We start from the raw sequence: 23,144 nt of genomic DNA on the forward strand, positions 1-23,144 counted from the left end.
GCTCGAGGTACAAAACTTATTTCATTACGTTTTGTGCCTTGAGCGAAGCGAAAGGAATGGGTATAAAAATGAAAAACTATGAACAATCACATCTATTAAAGTCATTGCCAAAACAATTTTTTGCTAGCCTAGTTGCAAAGGTTAACAAAATAGTTGAACAAGGACATGATGTGATCAATTTAGGTCAAGGAAATCCCGATCAACCCACACCAGATCATATTGTTAAAGCGATGCAGAAAGCGGTTGAAAATCCGGCATACCATAAATATTCGCCTTTCCGGGGGCAGTTGTTCCTAAAAGAGGCGGTTGCAGCCTTTTATAAACGGGAATATGGAGTGGAAATCGAGCCGGAAACAGAGGTGGCCATTCTCTTCGGAGGAAAGGCCGGTCTTGTTGAGGTTCCGCAATGTTTATTAAATCCTGGTGATATTGTACTTGTACCAGACCCGGGCTATCCTGATTATTGGTCAGGTGTTGAGCTTGCGCGAGCAAAAATGGAAATGATGCCGCTCATTAGTGAAAATCAATTTTTACCTGATTATCATAGCTTGTCGAAGGAAGCGGTGAAACAAGCAAAACTGATGTTTTTAAATTATCCAAACAATCCAACCGGGGCTACTGCTACAAAGGAATTTTTCGAAGAGACAGTAAAATTTGCGGGAGAGAATGATATTTGTGTTGTTCATGATTTTGCATATGGAGCTATAGGATTTGACGGTAAGCGGCCAATGAGCTTTTTACAAACAAAAGGAGCAAAAGAGGTTGGAATTGAAATCTATACTTTTTCAAAATCCTTTAATATGGCAGGGTGGCGGATTGCGTTTGCTGTCGGAAATCCTTCTGTTATCGAGGCGCTCAATCTTTTACAGGATCATCTGTATGTCAGTGTTTTTAGTGCGATCCAGGAGGCTGCTGCACATGCTTTATTAAGCTCTCAATCATGTGTTGAAGAGTTAAATGTTCTTTATGAATCACGAAGAAATGTTTTTATAGAGGCGTTGGCAGAAATTGGTTGGGATGTAACGGCTCCAGCCGGTTCTTTCTTTGCTTGGCTGCGAGTGCCAAGTCAGTTTGAATCATCAGAGGCTTTCGCTGATTATTTATTAGAGAGGGCGCATGTTGTTGTTGCGCCAGGGATCGGTTTTGGTGAACATGGTGAAGGCTATGTAAGGATTGGTCTTTTAACTTCTGAAGAAAGACTGTCGGAAGCTGCTGAGCGAATAAAAGCTTTAAACCTGTTTTAAAAAATCAGTATTGACAGTTGGAAAGTGTTCTGTCATAATCCTTAGTAATTTCACAAAATTTAATGATTATTATGAACGTTTCGTTCTTATCAAGAGCAGGTGGAGGGACTAGCCCTATGAAGCCCGGCAACCGACTTAAGATGGATTTAAGCACGGTGCTAATTCTTGCAGCATTATGCTGATAGATAAGGAGATATGCTTGTTATTCATGCTTGTAACAGCCTCTTCGATATCTATGAGTATCGAAGAGGCTGTTTTAGTTTGTATACGGCCATAATTGTTCAAGAAATAGGAATTGTTTTAAGAAGCATGCCTTTATAAAAAGTGGTACTATTAGAATGATAAATAAAAAAATTCAGAAAATCTAAAAGTGTTTTAAGAAAGTAGGGTTTTAAGTGAGTGAAGTAATTGCTACTTATCTTGTTCATGATGCTAAAGGAGATTTAAATAAAAAAGCGGAAGGGATTGCTTTAGGTTTAACAGTCGGGTCCTGGACAGATCTTCCATTGCTTGAGCAGGAACAGTTAAAAGCACATAAAGGTCGAGTATTAGAAGTCGTGCAACTAGAAAATTGTGAAAATACAAATCACTATTTAGGGAAACGTGTTACGATTGGAAAGCTGAAAATTGCTTATCCTAGTTTAAATTATAGTCATGATCTTCCTGCCATTTTAACGACTGTTTTTGGCAAGCTTTCACTAGATGGAGAAGTGAAGTTAATAGATTTAGAATTTTCAGATGAAGTCAAGAAAGCTTTTCCTGGTCCTAAATTTGGTGTTTCTGGGATTCGCGATTTACTTGGTGTCTATGACAGACCTCTGTTGATGAGTATTTTTAAAGGCGTGATTGGGAGAGACCTTACGTATTTGAAGGAGCAGCTAAAACAGCAGGTATTAGGCGGCGTTGATTTAGTCAAGGACGATGAGATCTTGTTTGATAATCCGTTAACACCTTTTGAAGATAGAATAATCGCAGGTAAAGAGGTGTTGCGAAATGTCTTTGAAGAAACAGGCCACAAGGCATTATATGCAGTCAATTTATCTGGAAAAACATTCGAATTAAAAGACAAAGCAATGCGTGCGGTTGAGCTTGGGGCGAATGTGTTATTATTCAATGTGTTTGCCTATGGTCTTGATGTGCTGCAAAGTTTGGCTGAAGATCCTGATATTTCGATTCCAATTATGGCGCATCCAGCTGTAAGCGGAGCTTCAACAGCTTCAAGTCTTTACGGCTTTTCAAGCTCGCTTTTGCTTGGAAAACTTTTGCGTGTCGCTGGAGCAGATTTTTCTTTATTTCCGTCTCCGTACGGAAGTGTGGCATTGGATCGTGAAGAAGCGTTAGGTATTGCTGCAAATTGTTTACATGAGGAAACATATAAGCAGTCATTCCCTGTACCTTCTGCCGGCATTCATCCGGGGCTTGTACCACTCTTAATCCATGATTTTGGTAAAGATTCAGTGATTAATGCAGGCGGCGGAGTTCACGGGCATCCAAACGGAGCAATAGGAGGCGGACGGGCATTTCGTGCGGCAATTGATGCTGTGCTCTCTGGGGTTTCTTTACATGAAGCGGCAACGGAAAGTGCAGATCTTAATTTTGCCATTGACCTCTGGGGTGCAAAAGAGGTGAGCAAATGATCAACAAAGCAATTATCTGTGATTTTGATGGAACGATCACGGAAACGGATAACATTATTGCGATCATGAAAAGATTTGCGCCTCCTGAATGGAATGAGCTTAAAGATGATGTTCTTTCACAAAGGGTATCTGTAAAAGAAGGTGTAGGCAGCATGTTTAAGCTGCTGCCTTCTTCGTTAAAAAATGAGATTATCGAGTTTATTTTAACTCATGCAAAACTTCGTTCAGGGTTTGAAGAGTTTGTCCAATATACGAAAGATAACCATATTCCTCTATACATCGTAAGCGGGGGAATTGACTTTTTTGTTTATCCGCTCCTTAACGGTTTGGTGGATGAGAAACAAATTTATTGTAACAGAGCGGATTTTTCACAGGAAATGATCCAGATTGAATGGCCGTATAGCTGTGATGAAACTTGTAAAAATGATTGCGGCTGCTGTAAACCTTCACTTATTAAAAGGTTAACAGATAACGAACAAGGCAAAATAGTCATTGGCGATTCAATAACAGATTTACAAGCTGCAAAGCTGGCAGATCTCGTGATAGCAAGGGATTTATTATTGGAAAAATCGAAAGACTTACAGCTGCCACATCGACCGTTTACAACCTTTTATGATGTGATTCAAGTGTTAGATTCCCTTGAGGAGGTGAAAGCATGAGCCTATTGGACCAAAGATGGGAAGAACTTGCTGATATAAAAAGAGTGTTAGCTAACCGTGATTGGTTTCCTGGTACTAGCGGTAATTTAGCCATAAAGGTTGATGATCACCCCCTCAGCTTTCTTGTAACAGCTAGCGGGAAGGATAAGACGAAGGAAACAAAAGAGGATTTCCTGCTTGTAGATGGCCTAGGTCTGCCAGTTGAGAACACTCATTTAAAGCCTTCTGCAGAGACACTGCTTCATGTAGAGGTTTTTAACAAAACAAATGCTGGCTGCGGCCTGCATGTTCATACAGTTGACAATAATGTCATTTCTGAACTTTATGGTGACAAAGGATGTATTACGTTTAAAGGGGTAGAAATCATTAAAGCATATGGATTGTGGGATGAAGATGCTGAATTTACCATCCCAATTATTTATAATCATGCACATATTCCAACCTTAGCCGCTGAATTCACGCAATTTGTAAACGAAGATGCTGGCGCTGTTTTAATAAGAAATCATGGAATTACTGTATGGGGAAGAGATGCATTGGAAGCTAAAAAATACTTAGAAGCGAGTGAATTTTTGTTTTCCTATCATTTAAAGCTGCTCACCTGCAAAAACCTTATGCTGAACAAATAGTTAATCCTGATTAATATAACATATTATTTAAAATGGAGGAGAAGGAAAATGGCAGTGATCAAAGTCAGAAATACAAAAGAAGTGATTGAAGGTCATGACAATGTTTTAAGCTTTTTAGAAAAACAAGGTGTATTATATGAACACTGGGATGTAAATAAACTTCCGGCTGCTTTAAAGGATAAGTTTGTTTTAACTGATCAAGAAAAAGAAGAAATCTTGACAACTTACAAAGAAGAGATTGAAGATTTAGCTGAGAGAAGAGGATATAAAACCTGGGATATTGTTGCATTATCAGATGCTACGCCAAACTTAGAGGACTTGCTCAAAAAATTTGAACAAGTACATACTCACACAGAAGATGAAGTTCGAGCTATTACTGCCGGACATGGCATTTTTATCATTAAAGGTGATGAAGAAACAGGCTATTTTGATGTTGAGCTTGAAGCAGGGGATGTCATTTCTGTACCTGAAGGAAATCCACATTTCTTCACATTGATGGACGATCGCCAAGTTGTAGCTGTTCGGCTATTTATTGAAACAGAAGGATGGGTGGCGCACCCTTATCAAGAAGAAGTTAATAAATAATTATAAAAAGCGTAGAGGTGTTGCATAAACTCTACGCTTTTTTCTATAGTGTAGCACGTAGTGATCAATTAGTTAGAGACCAAGCTTTTTATTTACTTCACGTTTTCTATTTGTCAGAGCTGTAAATGCAGCATCTAACTCCTTATATTTATCTGTTTCTGGCGTAAGCAGGCTTAATTCACCAAGAACAGCAGATATTTTGGTATTTATACGCAATAATTCCTCTTCCAATTGCTGTTTGTTTGGGCTGGCTTTTTGCTGCTGTTTTTTCAATTCGTATTGCTCGAGATTCATTTCTACTCGCTTGATTTTTTGCTCTTCAATAACGAGAAGTTTATCACAGAGCTTATTCATAAAATAATAATCATGTGAAACAATGAGGAGTGTTCCGGTAAACTCACTTAATGTTTCTTCTAATTGCTCACGGCTGGCTAAATCTAAATGATTGGTTGGTTCATCTAATATCAACACGTCATATTCGCTCATTAACATATTGGTCAGTTTAATCCGAGTGCGTTCACCTAAGCTGAGTGTGCCAATTTGTTGCGAGATTTTATCTGCCTTCATCCCCATATTTGCAAGGATGGTTCTCGCTTGAAACAGCTTATCCTTTGCAGTAATTTGCAATGCTTCAATCCCTGTTTGAGACAGAGCCATGTCAGCAACATCTTGGCTTAAGTAAGCGATTTTTAAGGAAGGACTTTTTATTAATTCACCAGACGTTAATGTCTCTTTTTCCAAAAGCATGTTTAGGAAAGTCGTTTTTCCAGATCCGTTTGGTCCAACGATTCCAATTCGCTCGCTATGATTTACATAAAAATGGCTGTCTTTAAAAAGAAACCTGTCTCCGAACATTTTAGTAAGATGTTTGGCTTCAACAATTCTCTTTCCTCGTTTTCTATTCGTTTCAAATTGAAAGCGAACCTTTTTCTCTTCTTGAGGCATTTCAATTTTATTTTTTTCAAGCTCTTTATTCAATCTCTTCATTTTTGATTTAATTGCTTTATCAATCTTCTTTGCCTTTACGCCATGATATTCTTTAAAGCCTTCTTGATCTCGCATGGTTCGATGCGCTTTTCCAGACCATTGTTGTAGCTGAGTGATCTGGCTTTCCACATTTGCTTTATATTTTTGTTGAACTTCAAATTGATGTAATTGGTCTTCGTAACGTTTTTTCTTTTCCTTATGGTAAGCAGAATAATTACCATTATATTTCGTTAATTTTCCATGGTCTAAGTCAAATATTTTGGTAACTGTTTTATCCAAGAAAAAACGATCATGTGAAATGATGATGACAGTACCGCGGAAATTTTCAAGCTGGCTAATTAACCAATGGACTCCTTGAAAATCAAGATGATTGGTTGGTTCGTCTAAAATGAGAATATCAGGATTTGACGACCAGATTTGCGCTAAGGCAATTTTTAGTTTTTCACCGCCGCTTAAATGATGAAAACGTTCCTGCTCCCAAGTTTGTATTTTAGTTAATCCTAATTCACTTGCACTTTCAAGAAATTCAGCGGATAAATAGTTGAAATCATTTACAGAATAATCAACTGATTGCAGCAGGTATCCTATCCGTAAATCATTGTTTCTTTTTATGTTTCCCTCATCAGGTGCTAAGCTTCCATACAGTATATTTGCCAAGGTTGTTTTTCCAGCTCCATTAGATCCAACAAGGCCGATTCGCTCACCTTTATAAAGATCAAATGAAAGATCGTTTAATACGATTTTTTCACCAAAAACCTTTTTTAGATTTCTCACTTGTAACATAAATATAAAAAAACCTCCCTATGAGCCTAGAGAGATTTGACATGCCAAAATATACATAATGATATAAACAAAAAGTGACCAACTATTTATCAATTTTTGCTGTTTCATGTATATGTTGAAGAATGGCAGACTAATCCAATTTCTCTAGGTTTCGTTATATTTCAAATCATTGAATATAATGGCCTAAGAAAAAAGATTAGAACTTCATTGCTTCAACATTCACCCTTTCGATCATTCATATAAAAATAGTATATGAAGAAATAAACAAAAATGCAATAGTAGTGAAAATTTTTTACCATTTTTTTCTTAATCTATGTCTGTCACTTCTTCTGGATCAAAAATTAATTTTGAAAGTGTTACTGCTTCTGCCTTTTGTTTAACCATAGGGATATATTGCTTAAGGACAGAAGCTGTTTTTTCCCCTGCAATTCCAACATGGCCAATGGCAATAATTTCATTATCCATCGCTATTTTATTCATTAACAGATTTGCTTGTTTCGTTATATGAGCGATTGTATATTGCTCATCAAAAAAAAGCTCATTTTCTAAATAGGGAACATCGAGTTCCATTGCCAAATCTGCAACAACACTTTTACCAGTTGTTTTACTATCTAAATAATATAGGCCTCTTTCTTTGCAAACCTCCAAAATGATTCTCATAATACGCCTATCTGCTGTTACCTTTGATCCCATATGATTGTTCATTCCTACTGCATGAGGAACAGCATCAATTGCTTTATTCACTCGTTCTCTTATTTCGCCATCTGATAAATCTGTTGTTATCGCACCAGGTCCCAGCCAGCTTTTTTTACCATGTAACGGCTCCATTGGAAGGTGAACAATCACCTCATGCCCCTTTGCAAAGGCAAGGTTTGCATCCTTTTCAGTTGTTGAAAGAAAGGGCATGACAGCGACAGTAAGTGGAATAGGTAATGACAATATTTCTTTAGTGCCCTTCATCCCGTTACCAAAGTCATCAATGACAATCGCAACATGTTTTTCCTCACGGACTTGTTGATTGTTTGCTGCATGTATTTCTAATGGCATAAATGTTGTGAAAAGGAATCCGAGTAATAGAAGCATTTTCATATACATGTCTCCTTGCTATACCCTGCTTGTACCGCTAAAGGATAATTGGTTTTTGAATAGTCTAACCAGGAATTGAAAAAACATGTCTTTCTGAATACATTATTTATAATAAGAGTTTAAATTTGGAATGGAATGGGAATAGAGTAACAAGTAAATAAATGAGGATAGTTGAAAAATGTCAAAGTAATGTGACTAAAAGATTGTCAAAATATGCAAAAGTATTTACAAACTTGGCAAAATCTGTAATACTTACAAAAGTAAGTAAGTTTTATCCAAAGGATTAAATAAAGCTTACCTAAATACAAGGAGGGGCTCTCGATGAATCGTGATCGATTAAAAGAAAAGCTTCTTGAAACAATTAACAATAAGAGACAAGAAATGATTGAGACTGCAAATACAGAGGGCTTAACAAGTGATTCAGCTTTAAAGTGTAGTCAAGATTTGGACAAGCTTTTAAATAAATATCAACTTATTCTTATAGAAGAAAAGGAAGGTACAATAGATCCATTTTATGAATTTGTCCACACAATGACAAGCTGGACACTAGCGGACAATTATGCTCTTCAGTTCATTGAAAAATAAGTTGAGTTTTCAGTGCAAAGAGACTGTCGAAATGGGAGGTAAAACCCTTTTAAGACAGTCTCTTTTTTTGTCGAATCATTAAAAGCTATTAATTAAAATCACCATAAATAAGATCCCGGTGATAAATGAATAGGTTGCATTTCGTTCATTACCATCACCATGGCTTTCAGGAATGAGCTCTTTATAAATAATAAACAGCATCGCACCTGCTGCAAAGGATAGACCATATGGGACAAGGAAACTTACAATATTGGTTAGATTAAAACCAAGCAGAGATGCGACAATTTCCACCGCTCCTGTTGCTGTGGAGATTAAAAATGCTTTTGCTTTGCCGATATTCTGGTTAATTAAAAACAAGGCAACTAAAAATCCTTCTGGAGCATTTTGTAATCCAATTGCAAATGCAATTAAGTTTCCTGTATCACTTATGTCAGAGGCATAGCTAACCCCAACTGATAATCCTTCAGGCAAATTATGCAAGGTAATCGCTGCGATAATCAGCATTGCCTTTTCGTCGAATTTAATACCGCTTTTGGTATGCTCTAAATCAATATGTGGAATCGCCTTTTCCAATGTTGTTAAAATAAGCACACCTAAAAATAAACCAATCGAAACTTCCAGTATACCGCCATATTTTAATGATTCTGGAATTAACCCAAGCATTGCAGCTGTCATCATAATCCCCGCAGTAAATGCTAGTAAAATATCACGCCAACGATGGGTGATCGTGCCTTGTAAGAACAAAATAGGGAGGGCTCCTAATCCTGTAGATAATGCAGATAATATACTACCTAATAAAACGCCAGACATATATGTATGCTCCTTTGAATGATAATACCTTTGCAATAATTCATCCATATGAATTATTATAGCGCGGAAATATTCAAAATTGAAACAATGTATAAAATTCTATGCAAATATAGTGATGAAAATGACATGAATGGTATGGGATTTACACAAAAACTTGGGCAATCTCACCTTTTATTTATAGTCATTTATGTAAATGTATAAGATAATGATAGATACCATCTATTATTCATCATAAAAGTTTGCAAACAAAAAAGAATATAAAATATTGACTTGATGGAAATGTTCCTCTATTATAGAAATAAAATTGTTTTGAATTCAAGATAATTATTAAAGGATTGAGTTGAAATGGAAAAATCAAATCAAATTGAAGAATCATTAAAGTTCTTTATCGTTCTTTCACGTGCACATCGAGCATTTAACGATGTGGTAAATAAGCATATATCAACATTTAATTTAAACCCTACAGAGTTTGCGGTATTAGAGCTTCTTTATCATAAAGGTGATCAGCCTTTACAGCAAATAGGAGGGAAAATTTTACTGGCAAGCGGAAGTATTACCTATGTAGTGGATAAATTAGAGCAAAAAGGCTTGCTTGTACGAAGAGCGTGCCCAAAAGATCGAAGAGTCACACACGCACAAATTACTGATAAAGGGAAGCAGTTGATCAAAGAAATTTTCCCACCGCATCAAGAAAGGATCAATGAAATTGTAAGCGTCCTTTCTGATGAGGAAAAAAAATTGGTCACAGAGCTTCTTAAAAAAGTAGGTTATCATGCAAACGATCTTTTGAACAAGTAGGATTGGTAATGGATTTTCTAAAAAACAAAGGGTCTGCCTTTTAAAAACTTATTATATAGAACCTCAAATACAAGTGGTTCCATATATTGTTTTTAAGGGAGACCCTTTTTTAAAGGTTATTTATCTCCTTATTTTTGTTTATAGGGAAGAATTAATACTTCGACACGTCTATTTTTTTGTCTGCCTTCCTTTGTATCGTTTGTTGCAACAGGTTTATATTCACCAAAGCCTTTTGCACTAAACGCTTTCGGATCCAGCTTTTCGTTTTCAATTAACAGCTTCATAAAGTTAACGGCCCGCATAACACTTAGGTGCCAGTTAGAATCATAATCTGAAGTATTAATAGGAACATTATCAGTATGCCCGCTTACAATAATATTACGGGGTGGATTCATCACAAGTAGCTCGGAAATTTCCATTGCAAGCTTTTTATCTTTCTCTCGAATTTCAGCTTTACCAGAATCAAAAAAAATATCATTTAATATGGTAATCAACAGGCCTTCATCGGTAAGGGTTGTTTTTAATTTTGTTTCAAGCATATTTTCTTTAATATAGGCATTAATTTTCTCTTGTACTTCTTTTAGCTTTTCTTGTTCTAATTGTTTCTGAGCTTCTTCAGCGGCTTCTTTTGTCAATTGTTTATCTTGAATATTCAGCTGCTCCATTTCATCACTAGTTGTTGGGCTTGGGTAATCCAAAACACCTGTTCCACCTGCAAAGGTTGAATTAAAGGCTTTTGCAATTTGCTGGAATTTTTGAGCATCTACAGAGCTCATTGCAAACAAAACAATGAATAAAGCTAAAACAAGTGTCAATAAATCGGCATAGGGAACAAGCCATGATTCATCCACATGATCTTCATCGTGTTTATGTTTCTTCCTTCTAGCCATTTACACTCTCTCCTTCAGTAAGTGCAGTGTTTAATTTCTTTCTTTCATGAACAGGTAGATAAGTAGATAGCTTTTGTTCAATAGCTTTTGGCGCTTGTCCTTCTAAAACAGAGAGGACACCTTCGATCATCACTTCCTTAACTTTCACTTCTTCCTTGGACTTCCGCTTTAATTTATTCGCAAATGGATGCCAAAGGACATATCCTGTGAAAATGCCCATCATCGTGGCAACGAACGCCGCACCAATTGCCTTTCCCAGCTCTTCTGTATTATCCATATGTGAAAGGGCGGCAATTAAGCCTACAACAGCTCCTAGTACGCCAAGAGTTGGCGCGTAAGTACCAGCTTGAGTAAAGATCGCAGCAGATGCTTGGTGACGTTCCTCCATTGCTGCAATTTCTTCACTCATAACATCGCGAATAAACTCTGCATTTTGGCCATCAACCGCCATAAGCAAACCATTTTTTAAAAAAGGATCATCGATATCTGTAATCCTTGCTTCTAAAGCAAGTAATCCTTCTTTACGAGCAACTTGAGCCCAGTCAGAAAACAAAGGAATCAGCTCTTCAATGGTATGAGATTTATTATCTTTGAAAAGAATTCCGAAAAGCTTGGGGACTTTTTTAATTTCACTAATAGGAAATGCAATTGTAACCGATGCAATAGTTCCTAAAATAATAATTAATAAGGCAGCAGGATTAAGTAAGACAGCAGGGCTGACACCCTTCATAATCATACCTAATCCAACTGCTATGATAGCCAGAATCAGTCCGATTATTGACGTTTTATCCATTGTAAATCACCATTTTCCCTAAAATTTTTCTTATTACTTATATCGGTTATTTTTAATAACTTTTTAGTTTTTCTTTTAGCAAAGGGCCTTTTGAAACAAAGTTTACGAAAACAGTTTTAGCAAAAACTAATGGGATAAAAAAGAAAACACGGTACCATTTCACCGTGTTTTAAAAATAAATGTGATGATTCGTTTTATGAAAGGAGCTTTCTGTATATTTTTATCAAACATTCTATAGGTTTGTTCATGTAAGTTCTTTTCAAGCGCATCATTATTTAATTTATATAATTTTTTCAAAGTGTATTCATTAGGATACATCTTACTTCCCCCATTCTTGATGTTGTGCCTTTATCTTAAAGGAAGATTATTCCTTTTTCATCAGGTGAATGGAGGAGGTTTCATTCATATATGTGTCTGAAAAATTTGAGACTTAAGATGTACTTACAACTTCATTAATAGGTTTGAGATTCCGTAATAATAAAGGGGTAAGAGGGTTACAGCTAGGTGAGCATTGAAAAAAAGACTGGAATAATAGGTTGATTGATTTTCAAAGGCAATGGAAGAAAGCAAAGCACCGAGCAGACTAGTACTGCAAAATAGAATAATCCCGAACAGATCACCCAATCGTTCTTGATAAAGAATAAATCCTAATGAAGATCCATTAAAAATGAGAAAAAGGAAGGAAATTAAGAGTAATAGAGTTGAGTATTTAATCATCGTTAACACCTCTTTACATATCTATGTATAAAAAGGTTCAACCATGACAAGGAGCAGATGTGCCTGCCCCTCGAAATAATGAATTACGAAATAATCTCAAGATAAGTAGAATGATTGCAAATAATAAATAATTTAGCATCATGAGGGATGGGGTGATTATGTTGATTAATGATGGATAAGTCATTTCCATTGGAAATAAGGAGTGCACCTTTAGCAGCCAATGCTTGACTTGCATCTGCATATGTCGTCCATTCATTGTTTTTTGGAATGGAATATAGGTCAAAACCTTGGAGACTTGTCAACTGCCTAATAATTTCACTTGATCCGTTAAAGAGAATTGAGCGAGCCGCTAAGTTTGCTGCCGTATCGTTAGGGGTTATAAATTCTTCTACATTTGCATGAACAAATGCGTTTATATGTTTTGAATCTGATACCTCGCAAATCGTATAAATGTTTCGATGATTCTGTTTTCCAATTCCTTCAATCATTGAAGCAATTAGCAAAGTACGTCCATCAGCTTGAGAAGCTGTCATTAATCCTTCTGGAGAAAAAATCATGACCGATTTACATTGAAGTAAATTTGCTTGGTGAAGGATATCAATATTTGCAGGATTTCCATTTACAAAATCAACCTGTTCATGGAAAATAGGAGTTTTGGACATCTCTTCATCAATAATAACAACTCGTATGTTTTGGAATGTAGCTAAGAGTTCTTTTAACGTAATTTCAGCCTTTTTTGTCCAGTTGATTAAAATAATATGATCTTCTACAGTAATTTTCAATTTACCTTCCTCCTTCAACCTTTTTCGAATGCTCAAAAAATCAATTACCTTTCCAATGAAAATCGTCATAAGTCCAATCCCGACTATATACAAAAACATGGCAAATAATTTCCCGTTGACAGTTGTAGGGGAAATATCTCCGTAACCTACAGTGGCAATGGTTGTCATTGTCCACCAAAGACCTTCAAAAGGGGTGGTAAAGGTTTTAGGCTCTAAAAAATAAATGATGTAGCTGCTGCCAAGAATTAACGATAAAGTAGCGAAAATAAGAATCCAATTATTCATATGAATGATTCTAGTGAAAAATCGTCGAAAAAAAATCATCTAAGTTCTCCTCTCTTAAAGGTCAATACGTTTTATAATAAGGAAATTTTACCATATTTCATGTTGTTAATTAGATAAAATATAAAAAGAGGCTGCCTCATCTGAGTGAGACAGCCTTATATTTATTTTACTTTTTAACGATAATTTCATCATTTTCAACATCTACGGTTATACTTGTCACATCCCCTTCATCTAATAGAAGGTCAGTTAGTTTATCCTCAACATGTTCTTGGATGACACGACGAAGCGGCCTTGCACCAAATGTTGGATGGTAGCCTAAAATCGCTAGTTTTTCTTTCGCTTTATCTGTCACTTTTAAGGTAATGTCTTGTTCTGCTAAAACAGAAGCCAATTCATTAAGCATTAATGTAACAATCTTGTTAAGGTCGTCCTTTTTAAGCGAAGAGAATTCAATAATATTATCAAAGCGGTTTAAGAATTCAGGCTTGAAGAAAGATCCTAGTGATTGTAAAAGCTGGCTTTCTTCAACTCCAGTATTTGAGTCCGTTTCGAAGCCTACAGTGATCCGCTTTTCTCCAATCCCTGCATTACTTGTCATAATAATGACGGTGTCCTTGAAACTTACTGTGCGTCCGCTACTATCAGTGAGACGGCCGTCCTCAAGAATTTGCAGGAACATATGCTGAACATCTGGATGTGCTTTTTCAATTTCATCTAATAAAATGATACTGTAAGGATTTCGGCGAACCTTTTCGGTTAATTGACCTGCTTCATCATGGCCAACATAACCTGGAGGTGAACCGATGATTTTGGAAACAGAATGTTTCTCCATATATTCACTCATGTCAAGACGAATCATAGCATCTTTTGAGCCGAATAACTCTTCAGCCAGTGTTTTAGTTAATTCGGTTTTCCCTACCCCTGTTGGTCCAACAAAGAGGAAGGAACCAATTGGTCTTGTTTTAGACTTTAAGCCTGCGCGGCTTCTTCTAATCGCTTTAGCGACTTTTTTGACTGCATCAGCTTGTCCGATTACTTTTTCCGATAAACGCTTCTCTAAATTCTTCATTTTTGCTTGTTCATTTTCTTGAAGCTTTCCGACAGGTATGCCTGTTTTCTTTTCAATGATTTCTTGAATATCCTCAACATCAACTGTCGGTTTTTCGGAATTTGCTTCTTTGTTTAATTGAGCCTCGAGACGGTCTTCTTCATCTCTTAAATTAGCAGCTAATTCATAGTGTTCATTTTTTGTTGCTTCTTCTTTTTGTTTAGCCAGATGTTTTAAACGTTCTTTTATTTGTTCTTCATTAACGTTTGTAATCGCTAAATTCTTTTTAGAACCTGCTTCATCTAATAGGTCAATTGCCTTATCAGGTAAGAAGCGATCTTGAATATAGCGATGGGATAAAGTAACACAAGCATTAATTGCTTCCTCTGAGTATGTTACATGATGATAATTTTCATACTTCTCTTGAAGTCCTTTTAAAATATTTACAGCTTGCTCAAGGGACGGTTCGTTAACCATTACCGGTTGGAAGCGACGTTCAAGTGCAGCATCCTTTTCAATAGTTCGGTATTCTTTAAGTGTTGTTGCACCAACAACTTGAAGTTCACCACGGGCTAATGCAGGTTTTAAAATATTGCCTGCATCCATTGAACCTTCTGCAGAACCGGCACCTACAAGCTGATGAATTTCATCAATGAATAAAATGATGTTTTTACGCTGTTGAAGCTCCTCAATTAGTTTTTTCATGCGCTCTTCAAATTGACCTCTAATACCTGTGCTTGCAACAAGTGAAGCAACATCTAAAAGATATACTTCTTTATTAGCAAGCTTTGATGGAACAGTGCCATTTGCAATTTTTAAGGCTAGACCTTCAACAACTGCTGTTTTACCAACACCAGGCTCACCGATTAAAACCGGGTTATTTTTATTACGGCGATTTAAAATTTCGATAACACGGTCAACTTCTTCATCACGGCCAATGACAGGATCAATTAGTCCGGCACGAGCTGCATTTGTTAAGTTGCGGCCAAGGTGATCTAATATTCCTCCGCCGCTTCCTTGTGTTTGCGGCTTAGTACTTGTAAATTGTGAAGCTTGGCTTTGTTGTATTCCTTTAAAGAACTCATCAAATGGAAATGCTGAGAATCCGCTTGAAAATCCTGTAGGAATTGACTGTTTATAGGTTGAATAGCAATCATGACATAATGTTACTTGTTCTCTTTGACTATTAATTTGTACTGTTAAATTGATAGCAGCTTTATTCTTATTACATTTTTCACACATCATTTAAAAAACCCCTTTTCTATAAAGTGAGACTTCTATCAGTGGGGTTTTTCTGCTTCCCCACTGATGGTTAGCAAGACTTATCGGACCTTTACGGAAAGTTATCCCCCACTTATCTTCTTAGCTTCTTTTGAATCTTGAGGTGGAGGGTTATTGCCCGTTAAGATGGGATAAATTTTTTGTAAAGTTCTTTAAATAAGATGCTTTGATGTTTTTTGACCAATGAGTGATAAAGAAAATGGTCATTTGTTTGACCATCTTTGACTATAGTATACTTTGACCTTTTTTGACTTTCAAGTGTTTTGCTTTTAAAAAATATATAGGAATTTTTACCATTATAATCATAGTTTCAAAGAGAAAAGAATCATCCCAGCTTTTCTTCATATAATGATACAAGCTTTGGTAAACTTTAGTGAGGTGTGTTGGATGAAGAAGAAATCTTGGGTTTTTTCCTTTCAGGTTGCAGCAGTATATGTCGGGACTGTAGTTGGAGCGGGATTTGCAACAGGGAGGGAAATCGTTGAATTTTTCACGAAATACGGTGTTTTTGGACTTGCTGGTATTTTGTTAGCCGGATTTCTTTTTATATCTCTTGGGATCAAAATGCTTGTTCTTTCAAAAAGAATAAATGCAGCGTCGTACCAGGATTTAATGACTTTTTTATTTGGGAGAAAGTTCGGGAGCTTTGTTAATCTTTTTATGCTTATCATTCTATTAGGCTTAACTTCAATTATGTTATCTGGTGCTGGTGCGATTTTTTATGAGCAGCTTAATCTTCCCGTAAGAATCGGAGTAATCATAACGATTTTGCTTACAATCGGAGTTATGTTTTTTGGTGTAAACGGGCTATTCAGCGTAAATATAATTGTTGTTCCGATGTTAATATTATTTAGTACCATACTTGCTGTTCGGTCGTTTTCTATTGAACCTTTTTTTAACATACCGAGCGAACCAGCTTCGTCTTTTAAATGGATATTGTCTGCTTTTTCATATGCCGCGTTTAACTTGACAATGTCTGCAGCTGTTCTAGTGCCTTTAGCAAATGAGATTCAGGATGAAAAAGTGTTGAAAAGAGGAGGATTTCTTGGCGGACTTATCTTAACGATTATTTTAATCAGCAGCCATCTGGCATTATCTACATTACCAAATTTAACTCAATATGAAATACCGATGGCTGAAGCTATGAAAACGACGTTTTATGCCTTTTATTTTATCTACATTGCAGTAATTTATGGAGAAGTTTTTACATCGGTTATTGGTAACTTATTTGGACTTGAAAAACAGGTTTTATCTTATATTAATCTACCGCGGATGGTCATTGTGATTGCTATTTTAAGTGCTGCTGCTTTTATTAGTAAGTTTGGTTATAGTTCTTTAATATCGTTATTGTATCCAATTTTCGGCTATATTTGCCTAGGGGTGTTAGCTCTATTAATGTTGAAGAAGGTCCCAAGAAAATAAGTTGAATATGATAAAATGGATATATATTAACAATCTCAAAACCACTAAGAATTTTAACCATTGAAAGGAAGAATATATTGAACATTTTATGGGATTTTGATGGCACTTTGTTTGATACATACCCTGCATTTACAGAAGTTATGTATGAGATATTAAATGGAAAAATACCAAAGGAAGACATTTTAAATCAGCTTAAAGTGTCTGTCTCAAATGCCGCTAAGTATTTTAATCTTACAAATGAAAGCATAGTTGAATTTAAAGAGAAGGATAAATCCTTGTCACCAGAGCGTAAGAAACCGTTTCCTTTTGTTGAAGAGGTTTTAAAATATTCCAATGTAAATGTTATTATGACACATAAGCCGAGAGAAGAGGTTCAATTTATTCTCGATTATTATGGCTGGAATCATTATTTTCGTGAAATTGTAGCCGGCGATGATGGTTTTCCAAGGAAACCTAATTCTACGGCCTATCAGTATTTACATGAAAAATACAGTTTGGATTTAGCAATAGGAGATCGTCTTATAGATATTATTCCTGCTAAAGAAGTGGGTTTGTATACTTGCTTGTTTCAAAACCAGGAAAAAGGCGCTGATTTTTATTTGGATACTTATGAGGATTTTTTTAATATTGTAAAGCTACATACATAAACACCATTCGAAATATTGAAAAATTCAAAAAAATACTCTTGATTCTAGTTAAAACCTGCCAATTATCGCTTTATCACTCATTTACGGTCATAATAAGCTGTTTTTCAATGGAAAAGGTATTTTTAAACGGTATTTCACATATTTATTTAAGAAATCAGCTAAGTGTTACGTTTGACTGTATAGTTTGATCGTATTATGATTAATTCAATATATATTGTGGGGTGATAATATGGGGCAGTGTTAAAATTGAATATACAAACAGCATCCCTTATTTTACTCCAAGCGGACGCTCATATAAATAATTAGAAATTGACTTGGCACTTTTGTTTAGCCTTGAAAGTACATTTTTATGATGAATGGATATGTTTAAACTATTATACCTGAACGTCTAAAGTTAGAGAGCTAAACAAGGAGCCTGTGTTTTTTGATTCTGATTTAACACTCAGGAGGTGACTCCTTTTCCGTTTATGACGGAGTAAGGAAGCTTATTTGGACATAGTCAATTTGTTGCTTGTTGCAATTTTAATCGCTCTTACGGGTTTTTTTGTTGCTTCTGAATTTGCAATCATTAAAATTAGGAGCTCTCGTATTGACCAATTAATTGCAGAAGGAAACAAACAGGCAAATGCTGCAAAGAAAGTCATTGATAATCTAGATGAATATTTGTCAGCATGCCAATTAGGAATAACGATTACAGCATTGGGCTTAGGGTGGCTTGGTGAACCAACAATTGAACATTTGTTAAAACCTTTATTTGAACGTTTTGATCTTCCTAACTCGATCGCTACAGTATTATCCTTTGTCATTGCCTTTTCAACGATTACCTTTTTACATGTTGTTGTTGGTGAATTAGCACCGAAAACGGTTGCCATTCAAAAGGCAGAAGCAATCAGTTTATGGTTTGCACGACCTTTGATGGGCTTCTATCGTATTATGTACCCGTTTATTTGGGCTTTAAACGGATCAGCTCGCTTTATTACAGGAATTTTTGGTTTAAAACCAGTCTCAGAGCATGAGCTAGCACACAGTGAAGAAGAGTTAAGGATCATTCTTTCTGAAAGCTATAAGAGCGGAGAAATTAATCAGTCTGAATTTAAATATGTTAATAAAATTTTTGAATTTGATAATCGAATTGCAAAAGAAATCATGGTGCCGCGCACCGAAATTATTTCCTTATCAATTGATGCTCCGATCCAGGAGCAATTAGAAATTATTAAAGATGAAAAATATACCAGATATCCAATTGTAGATGGAGACAAGGATCATGTAGTTGGTATGGTTAATATCAAAGAAATATTTACTGATCTCATCCATGTCGATGCCGGGCAGTCTTTTTCCATTAAAAAGTATATTCGGCCAATTATTCAGGTACCAGAATCGGTTCCTATTCAAGAACTGCTTTTAAAAATGCAAAAGGAAAGAATTCACATGGCGATCCTAATTGATGAATACGGTGGAACAGCTGGTCTTGTTACGGTTGAGGACATTTTAGAAGAAATAGTCGGAGAAATTCGTGATGAATTTGATGCCGACGAGGTTCCGCTTATTCAAAAAATTAGTGATTCGAAATATATTATTGACGGTAAAGTGCTTGTTAGTGAAATAAATGAGCTGCTTGGTATCAATATTGACGATACCGATGTTGATACAATTGGAGGCTGGGTCTTAACCAATCAGTATGAGATCGAAACAGGAGGCATTGTTGAATTTGGTTCCTACAATTTTAAGGTGAAAGAAATGGAAAATCATCATATCCGTTATCTTGAAATAACGAAGATGCACAAGGAAGCAATGCCAAACCCCGCCTTACTTGAAAAAAATATTGCCACTTCTTAAAGGACTTACATTTGTAAGTTCTTTTTTTTAACACTCGCCAGTCGATGAGTTTTCTTAAAGCATAATGGTTCTAGAATGAAAATGCTTCATTAGAAAAAATAGATAAGAAGCTAAAGAGCTTCTGTAGTTCACTTAGATGATAAAGGGGTTATCTTATGACACAATCAAAATCACAGCAAGAGCGTCAATGGACTGTTCGTAAACAATCACAAAATCCTCATGGCAAAGTAAAATCCTTTGATCAGCTTGCAAGTGAAGCGGGAAAAAAAGAAGAGAAATAGTGGAGAAATGGGGTGTCTAAGGTGTCTGGACTTTAGACACCTTGTTTTTTAAAGTTTAAGAAAGCATAAAATTCTGTACTTAGTTTTAGTGTCTAGCACCAGTCGCCATCGGCGAAGCACAGGACGTGCAAATGCAGTTAAGAGATAAGGCCGCCCTAGTTTTTAACTGCTTCTAGGGTCTAGTCAAATAGGAATTGAAGGTAAAGAACACCTTCTATTCCTATTCGCCTTATGCTTGCGCTTTAGTTCATGCAAGCAAAGTTTTTAATTTACTTCCGTAATTATTTCAAAGTGATTATAATATCATAATGGTATAATGATATTTGTAGATGAACCATTTATATGATCATTGCAAAAATGTTACTTTCGTGATATATTTTTTTAGTTGAAAATTAAAAAGCAAATCCGATTTAGTCTTTTTAGAATCGGGAGAGGTTCTAGCAAAACCCTCTATAAAAAACTAATAGATCCTTATTGTAGTTTTATTATAGAAAAAAGTGCTAGGCACCTCGAATTAATTTCGCAGGTGTTTTTTTATATTTTAAGAGTATAAATTGTCAGCAAAGATGAAAGTTCGACGTAGAGGACAATTTTAAGCTTAAAGTATCAGGGTAACTAGGCAATCGCCGGCGCTTTAATGCTTGGCGCTAGTCAAGTTTTCTTTATTTCTTTATTAAGTAAGAAGGGAACGTTTTAAATGAAACATGAGAAGGCAGTTGTTGTATTTAGCGGGGGACAAGATAGTACAACATGTCTATTTTGGGCCTTAAAGAAATTTGAAGAGGTTATCGCGGTGACCTTTAATTATAATCAGCGTCATAGCTTAGAAATTGAAGTGGCGAAGTCAATTGCAGAAGAGCTTAACGTAAAGCATCATATTTTAGATATGTCTTTATTAAATCAGCTTGCACCAAATGCATTAACAAGAGCAGATATTGAGATCGAGCATAGGGATGGAGAGCTGCCGTCCACTTTCGTCCCAGGAAGAAACCTCTTATTCTTATCCTTTGCGACAATTTTGGCTGATCAAATTGGTGCGAAACATATTGTAACAGGTGTATGTGAAACGGATTTTAGCGGATATCCGGATTGCAGGGACGCATTTGTTAAATCATGTAATGTTACATTAAACCTAGCTTTAGATAAGCCGTTTGTTATTCATACTCCATTAATGTGGATTAACAAGGCGGAAACATGGAAGTTAGCAGATGAACTTGGTGCACTTGACTATGTGCGAAAGAAAACCTTAACCTGTTATAACGGTGTGATTGCTGATGGATGTGGTGAATGTCCGGCATGTAAATTAAGAAAAAAAGGCTTGGATGATTATTTACTTGAAAAAGGTGCTGATGTCCGATGATTCAACAAATCTATCCTCAAGTACAGCATTCTTATCAATTTGAATTAAATAAAGATATGCATATTGCAGCAGCGCATTTTATTCCGCATGAAGATGCAGGAAAATGTCAAAAGGTGCACGGACATACTTATTTTGTTAATATAACGATTGCTGGTGATGACCTAGATGACTCCGGCTTTTTAGTGAACTTTGCAAGTTTGAAAAAGCTGATTCATGACCGTTTTGATCATTCGCTCTTAAATGATCATACTGATTTATTCTCGGACGAAAATCCGGATTATTTCCCGACAACCGAAGGGGTAGCACGGGCGATTTGGGAAGTGATTCAAAAGGAGCTTGATACAAAACCAAATAAACCAAAATGTGTTCAAGTTTTTGTCAGGGAGACACCTACAAGCTATGTCGTATTTCGTCCTAAGCTGAAGGAGGAACAACATTGAAAAAAATCCCTGTATTAGAAATATTTGGCCCAACTATTCAAGGTGAAGGAATGGTGATTGGGCAAAAAACGATGTTTGTTCGTACAGCAGGCTGTGATTATTCATGCAGCTGGTGTGATTCGGCCTTTACATGGGATGGCACTGCTAAGGATGAAATCCGTCAAATGACGGCGGATGAAATTTGGGAAGAGTTAGTGGAGCTAGGAGGAGATCGTTTCTCGCATGTCACGATTTCAGGAGGCAATCCGGCACTATTAACAAATTTACATGAGCTTATTTCATTGTTAAAAGAGAATGGAAAAAAGGTTGCGATTGAAACACAAGGCAGTAAATATCAGGATTGGCTGAAGGAAATTGATGATTTGACGATTTCTCCCAAGCCGCCAAGCTCTGGTATGAAAACTGATTTTGCAAAGCTGGATGAGATTATTCATACATTAATAAATGCAAATAAAAAACAATTTATCAGCCTCAAGGTTGTTGTATTTGATCAAGAAGATTTACGTTTTGCAAAGAATATCCACTTGCGATATCCGGAGATTTCGTTTTATTTACAAGTAGGAAATGAAGATGTTTTCGCATCAGACACAAAACGATTAGTACAGTCTTTATTAGAAAAATATGAATGGCTAATTGATCAAGTGGTTGCTGATTCTGAATTAAATCATGTTCGTGTGTTGCCTCAATTGCATACATTAGTCTGGGGCAATAAGCGCGGTGTATAATCGATGAAAAGAGGGAAAGACATGGCTGGAAGAAAACAAGAAGAGATGAAGGATGTAACACTGCTTGGGAATCAAGGAGTAAAATATCTATTTGAATATTCACCACAAGTTTTAGAAACCTTTGAAAATAAGCACCCTAATCGTGATTATTTTGTAAAATTTAATTGTCCTGAATTCACATCTTTATGCCCGATTACCAATCAACCAGACTTTGCCACAATATATATCAGCTACATTCCTGATATTAAAATGGTTGAAAGCAAATCATTAAAATTATATTTATTTAGTTTTCGAAACCACGGAGATTTTCATGAGGATTGTATGAACATTATTATGAATGATCTTATAGAGCTAATGGATCCCCGCTATATTGAAGTATGGGGGAAATTTACCCCACGCGGCGGGATTTCCATTGATCCTTATACAAACTATGGAAAACCAGGAACAAAATACGAGGAAATGGCGGCATACCGCTTAATGAACCATGACTTGTATCCTGAAAAAATTGATAATCGTTAAGTAATTTCAAGATCAAAGGGTCGGCCACCCGCTAACACAGTGATGATCCGTAGTGTTTGCGGGAGGCTGACCCTTTTTTGTCTTATACTAAGAGAAAGACTCTTTTACAATTTTATAGTTTTTGTGATTGACAACGGTGCGTCTATCAAGATCTAATTCTCTGAAATTTTCCATATACGTTAAGTCAACAATTACGGAATTTTCATTTACCTTTTCAACAACACCTGTTAAACCTTCTTTAAATTCAATAATGCTTCCTACTTTAGCGATCTTCATTGCCTCGCTCCTTTACATATTCTTCGACGATCAGAATCTCTG

General features: G+C 36.0%; 24 protein-coding genes and 1 riboswitch. Of the genes, 15 read left to right on the forward strand and 9 right to left on the reverse strand.

Annotated features, from left to right (window positions below):
* Positions 1-68 precede the first annotated feature (68 nt).
* From Q1B07_RS18530 to Q1B07_RS18550, 5 genes are all read left to right on the forward strand, one after another.
* Positions 69-1,244: a pyridoxal phosphate-dependent aminotransferase gene (locus tag Q1B07_RS18530; protein WP_299092960.1), complete on the forward strand. Its 1,176-nt coding sequence runs from the start codon at positions 69-71 to the stop codon at positions 1,242-1,244.
* A gap of 83 nt (positions 1,245-1,327) precedes the next feature.
* A riboswitch (SAM riboswitch) is annotated at positions 1,328-1,436 on the forward strand.
* Positions 1,437-1,639: 203 nt separating this feature from the next.
* Positions 1,640-2,881 (forward strand): 2,3-diketo-5-methylthiopentyl-1-phosphate enolase, encoded by a 1,242-nt coding sequence (gene mtnW, locus Q1B07_RS18535; protein WP_299092914.1) that lies wholly within the window; start codon positions 1,640-1,642, stop codon positions 2,879-2,881.
* A complete protein-coding gene (locus Q1B07_RS18540) occupies positions 2,878-3,540 on the forward strand; it encodes a 2-hydroxy-3-keto-5-methylthiopentenyl-1-phosphate phosphatase (RefSeq protein ID WP_299092915.1) in 663 nt (220 codons plus the stop codon). The genes mtnW and Q1B07_RS18540 overlap by 4 nt, the downstream gene beginning before the upstream one ends.
* On the forward strand, positions 3,537-4,166 hold the full coding sequence (locus Q1B07_RS18545) for a methylthioribulose 1-phosphate dehydratase (RefSeq protein WP_299833259.1): 630 nt from the start codon (positions 3,537-3,539) through the stop codon (positions 4,164-4,166). Before Q1B07_RS18540 ends, Q1B07_RS18545 begins: the two co-directional genes overlap by 4 nt.
* Before the next feature lie 48 nt (positions 4,167-4,214).
* On the forward strand, positions 4,215-4,751 hold the full coding sequence (locus tag Q1B07_RS18550) for a cupin domain-containing protein (RefSeq protein WP_299092917.1): 537 nt from the start codon (positions 4,215-4,217) through the stop codon (positions 4,749-4,751).
* A 72-nt stretch (positions 4,752-4,823) separates the two neighbouring features.
* Here Q1B07_RS18550 and abc-f read toward each other — a convergent pair whose 3' ends face one another.
* Entirely contained in the window at positions 4,824-6,521 is a 1,698-nt protein-coding gene (abc-f, locus tag Q1B07_RS18555) for a ribosomal protection-like ABC-F family protein (protein ID WP_299092918.1), read from the reverse strand.
* 306 nt (positions 6,522-6,827) lie between these two features.
* Complete coding sequence (locus Q1B07_RS18560; RefSeq protein WP_299092961.1) at positions 6,828-7,568, reverse strand: divergent polysaccharide deacetylase family protein; 741 nt, start codon at positions 7,566-7,568, stop codon at positions 6,828-6,830.
* A gap of 360 nt (positions 7,569-7,928) precedes the next feature.
* Here Q1B07_RS18560 and Q1B07_RS18565 point away from each other — a divergent pair, with 360 nt between their 5' ends.
* The gene (locus Q1B07_RS18565; protein ID WP_299092919.1) at positions 7,929-8,192 is read left to right on the forward strand and encodes an aspartyl-phosphate phosphatase Spo0E family protein; all 264 of its coding nucleotides are present in this window, start codon (positions 7,929-7,931) and stop codon (positions 8,190-8,192) included.
* Positions 8,193-8,270: 78 nt separating this feature from the next.
* On the opposite strand, the gene Q1B07_RS18570 is transcribed toward Q1B07_RS18565, so the two are convergent.
* The gene (locus tag Q1B07_RS18570; RefSeq protein WP_299092920.1) at positions 8,271-9,002 is read right to left on the reverse strand and encodes a ZIP family metal transporter; all 732 of its coding nucleotides are present in this window, start codon (positions 9,000-9,002) and stop codon (positions 8,271-8,273) included.
* A 345-nt stretch (positions 9,003-9,347) separates the two neighbouring features.
* On the opposite strand from Q1B07_RS18570, the gene Q1B07_RS18575 reads away from it, so the two are divergent.
* Entirely contained in the window at positions 9,348-9,800 is a 453-nt protein-coding gene (locus Q1B07_RS18575; RefSeq protein WP_299092921.1) for a MarR family transcriptional regulator, read from the forward strand.
* 128 nt (positions 9,801-9,928) lie between these two features.
* Here Q1B07_RS18575 and motB read toward each other — a convergent pair whose 3' ends face one another.
* From motB to Q1B07_RS18600, 5 genes are all read right to left on the reverse strand, one after another.
* Positions 9,929-10,690: a flagellar motor protein MotB gene (gene motB, locus Q1B07_RS18580; protein WP_299092922.1), complete on the reverse strand. Its 762-nt coding sequence runs from the start codon at positions 10,688-10,690 to the stop codon at positions 9,929-9,931.
* Entirely contained in the window at positions 10,683-11,483 is an 801-nt protein-coding gene (gene motA, locus Q1B07_RS18585; protein WP_299092923.1) for a flagellar motor stator protein MotA, read from the reverse strand. The genes motB and motA overlap by 8 nt, the downstream gene beginning before the upstream one ends.
* Positions 11,484-11,924: 441 nt before the next feature.
* A complete protein-coding gene (locus Q1B07_RS18590; protein WP_299092924.1) occupies positions 11,925-12,200 on the reverse strand; it encodes a hypothetical protein in 276 nt (91 codons plus the stop codon).
* Between the two features lie 83 nt (positions 12,201-12,283).
* Positions 12,284-13,306 (reverse strand): potassium channel family protein, encoded by a 1,023-nt coding sequence (locus tag Q1B07_RS18595; RefSeq protein ID WP_299092926.1) that lies wholly within the window; start codon positions 13,304-13,306, stop codon positions 12,284-12,286.
* 127 nt (positions 13,307-13,433) lie between these two features.
* The gene (locus tag Q1B07_RS18600) at positions 13,434-15,560 is read right to left on the reverse strand and encodes an ATP-dependent Clp protease ATP-binding subunit (RefSeq protein ID WP_299092928.1); all 2,127 of its coding nucleotides are present in this window, start codon (positions 15,558-15,560) and stop codon (positions 13,434-13,436) included.
* A gap of 423 nt (positions 15,561-15,983) precedes the next feature.
* Here Q1B07_RS18600 and Q1B07_RS18605 point away from each other — a divergent pair, with 423 nt between their 5' ends.
* The 8 genes from Q1B07_RS18605 to queF all read left to right on the forward strand — a co-directional run bounded on the left by Q1B07_RS18605 (position 15,984) and on the right by queF (position 22,826).
* A complete protein-coding gene (locus Q1B07_RS18605) occupies positions 15,984-17,018 on the forward strand; it encodes a hypothetical protein (protein WP_299092929.1) in 1,035 nt (344 codons plus the stop codon).
* A gap of 77 nt (positions 17,019-17,095) precedes the next feature.
* Positions 17,096-17,665, forward strand: coding sequence for an HAD-IA family hydrolase (locus Q1B07_RS18610; RefSeq protein WP_299092930.1), 570 nt, complete (start codon positions 17,096-17,098; stop codon positions 17,663-17,665).
* 489 nt (positions 17,666-18,154) lie between these two features.
* Positions 18,155-19,501 carry a hemolysin family protein gene (locus tag Q1B07_RS18615; RefSeq protein ID WP_299092931.1) on the forward strand — a complete coding sequence of 449 codons (1,347 nt, stop codon included), beginning with the start codon at positions 18,155-18,157 and terminating at the stop codon, positions 19,499-19,501.
* A gap of 155 nt (positions 19,502-19,656) precedes the next feature.
* Positions 19,657-19,782, forward strand: coding sequence for a DUF6254 family protein (locus tag Q1B07_RS18620; RefSeq protein ID WP_299092932.1), 126 nt, complete (start codon positions 19,657-19,659; stop codon positions 19,780-19,782).
* Between the two features lie 697 nt (positions 19,783-20,479).
* Entirely contained in the window at positions 20,480-21,142 is a 663-nt protein-coding gene (queC, locus tag Q1B07_RS18625) for a 7-cyano-7-deazaguanine synthase QueC (protein ID WP_299092933.1), read from the forward strand.
* Entirely contained in the window at positions 21,139-21,582 is a 444-nt protein-coding gene (queD, locus tag Q1B07_RS18630) for a 6-carboxytetrahydropterin synthase QueD (RefSeq protein WP_299092935.1), read from the forward strand. The genes queC and queD overlap by 4 nt, the downstream gene beginning before the upstream one ends.
* Positions 21,579-22,307, forward strand: coding sequence for a 7-carboxy-7-deazaguanine synthase QueE (gene queE, locus Q1B07_RS18635; RefSeq protein ID WP_299092936.1), 729 nt, complete (start codon positions 21,579-21,581; stop codon positions 22,305-22,307). The genes queD and queE overlap by 4 nt, the downstream gene beginning before the upstream one ends.
* A 21-nt stretch (positions 22,308-22,328) precedes the next feature.
* Positions 22,329-22,826, forward strand: coding sequence for a preQ(1) synthase (gene queF, locus Q1B07_RS18640; RefSeq protein ID WP_299092937.1), 498 nt, complete (start codon positions 22,329-22,331; stop codon positions 22,824-22,826).
* An 87-nt stretch (positions 22,827-22,913) separates the two neighbouring features.
* Here queF and Q1B07_RS18645 read toward each other — a convergent pair whose 3' ends face one another.
* Entirely contained in the window at positions 22,914-23,102 is a 189-nt protein-coding gene (locus Q1B07_RS18645; RefSeq protein WP_299092938.1) for a DUF2187 family protein, read from the reverse strand.
* Between the last annotated feature and the right edge of the window lie 42 nt (positions 23,103-23,144).

Source organism: uncultured Metabacillus sp. (assembly GCF_947503125.1).
GTDB lineage: Bacteria > Bacillota > Bacilli > Bacillales > Bacillaceae > Metabacillus.

Coding starts and splice junctions, on each gene's coding strand:
- abc-f (WP_299092918.1), bottom strand. CDS start 6,521: ATGTTACAAGTGAGAAATCTAAAAAAGGTTTTTGGTGAAAAAATCGTA.
- motB (WP_299092922.1), bottom strand. CDS start 10,690: ATGGCTAGAAGGAAGAAACATAAACACGATGAAGATCATGTGGATGAA.
- Q1B07_RS18575 (WP_299092921.1), top strand. CDS start 9,348: ATGGAAAAATCAAATCAAATTGAAGAATCATTAAAGTTCTTTATCGTT.
- motA (WP_299092923.1), bottom strand. CDS start 11,483: ATGGATAAAACGTCAATAATCGGACTGATTCTGGCTATCATAGCAGTT.
- queC (WP_299092933.1), top strand. CDS start 20,480: ATGAAACATGAGAAGGCAGTTGTTGTATTTAGCGGGGGACAAGATAGT.
- Q1B07_RS18530 (WP_299092960.1), top strand. CDS start 69: ATGAAAAACTATGAACAATCACATCTATTAAAGTCATTGCCAAAACAA.
- Q1B07_RS18560 (WP_299092961.1), bottom strand. CDS start 7,568: ATGCCATTAGAAATACATGCAGCAAACAATCAACAAGTCCGTGAGGAA.
- Q1B07_RS18565 (WP_299092919.1), top strand. CDS start 7,929: ATGAATCGTGATCGATTAAAAGAAAAGCTTCTTGAAACAATTAACAAT.
- Q1B07_RS18590 (WP_299092924.1), bottom strand. CDS start 12,200: ATGATTAAATACTCAACTCTATTACTCTTAATTTCCTTCCTTTTTCTC.
- queD (WP_299092935.1), top strand. CDS start 21,139: ATGATTCAACAAATCTATCCTCAAGTACAGCATTCTTATCAATTTGAA.
- queF (WP_299092937.1), top strand. CDS start 22,329: ATGGCTGGAAGAAAACAAGAAGAGATGAAGGATGTAACACTGCTTGGG.
- Q1B07_RS18595 (WP_299092926.1), bottom strand. CDS start 13,306: ATGATTTTTTTTCGACGATTTTTCACTAGAATCATTCATATGAATAAT.
- Q1B07_RS18605 (WP_299092929.1), top strand. CDS start 15,984: ATGAAGAAGAAATCTTGGGTTTTTTCCTTTCAGGTTGCAGCAGTATAT.
- Q1B07_RS18540 (WP_299092915.1), top strand. CDS start 2,878: ATGATCAACAAAGCAATTATCTGTGATTTTGATGGAACGATCACGGAA.
- Q1B07_RS18620 (WP_299092932.1), top strand. CDS start 19,657: ATGACACAATCAAAATCACAGCAAGAGCGTCAATGGACTGTTCGTAAA.
- Q1B07_RS18600 (WP_299092928.1), bottom strand. CDS start 15,560: ATGATGTGTGAAAAATGTAATAAGAATAAAGCTGCTATCAATTTAACA.
- Q1B07_RS18550 (WP_299092917.1), top strand. CDS start 4,215: ATGGCAGTGATCAAAGTCAGAAATACAAAAGAAGTGATTGAAGGTCAT.
- Q1B07_RS18570 (WP_299092920.1), bottom strand. CDS start 9,002: ATGTCTGGCGTTTTATTAGGTAGTATATTATCTGCATTATCTACAGGA.
- Q1B07_RS18645 (WP_299092938.1), bottom strand. CDS start 23,102: ATGAAGATCGCTAAAGTAGGAAGCATTATTGAATTTAAAGAAGGTTTA.
- Q1B07_RS18545 (WP_299833259.1), top strand. CDS start 3,537: ATGAGCCTATTGGACCAAAGATGGGAAGAACTTGCTGATATAAAAAGA.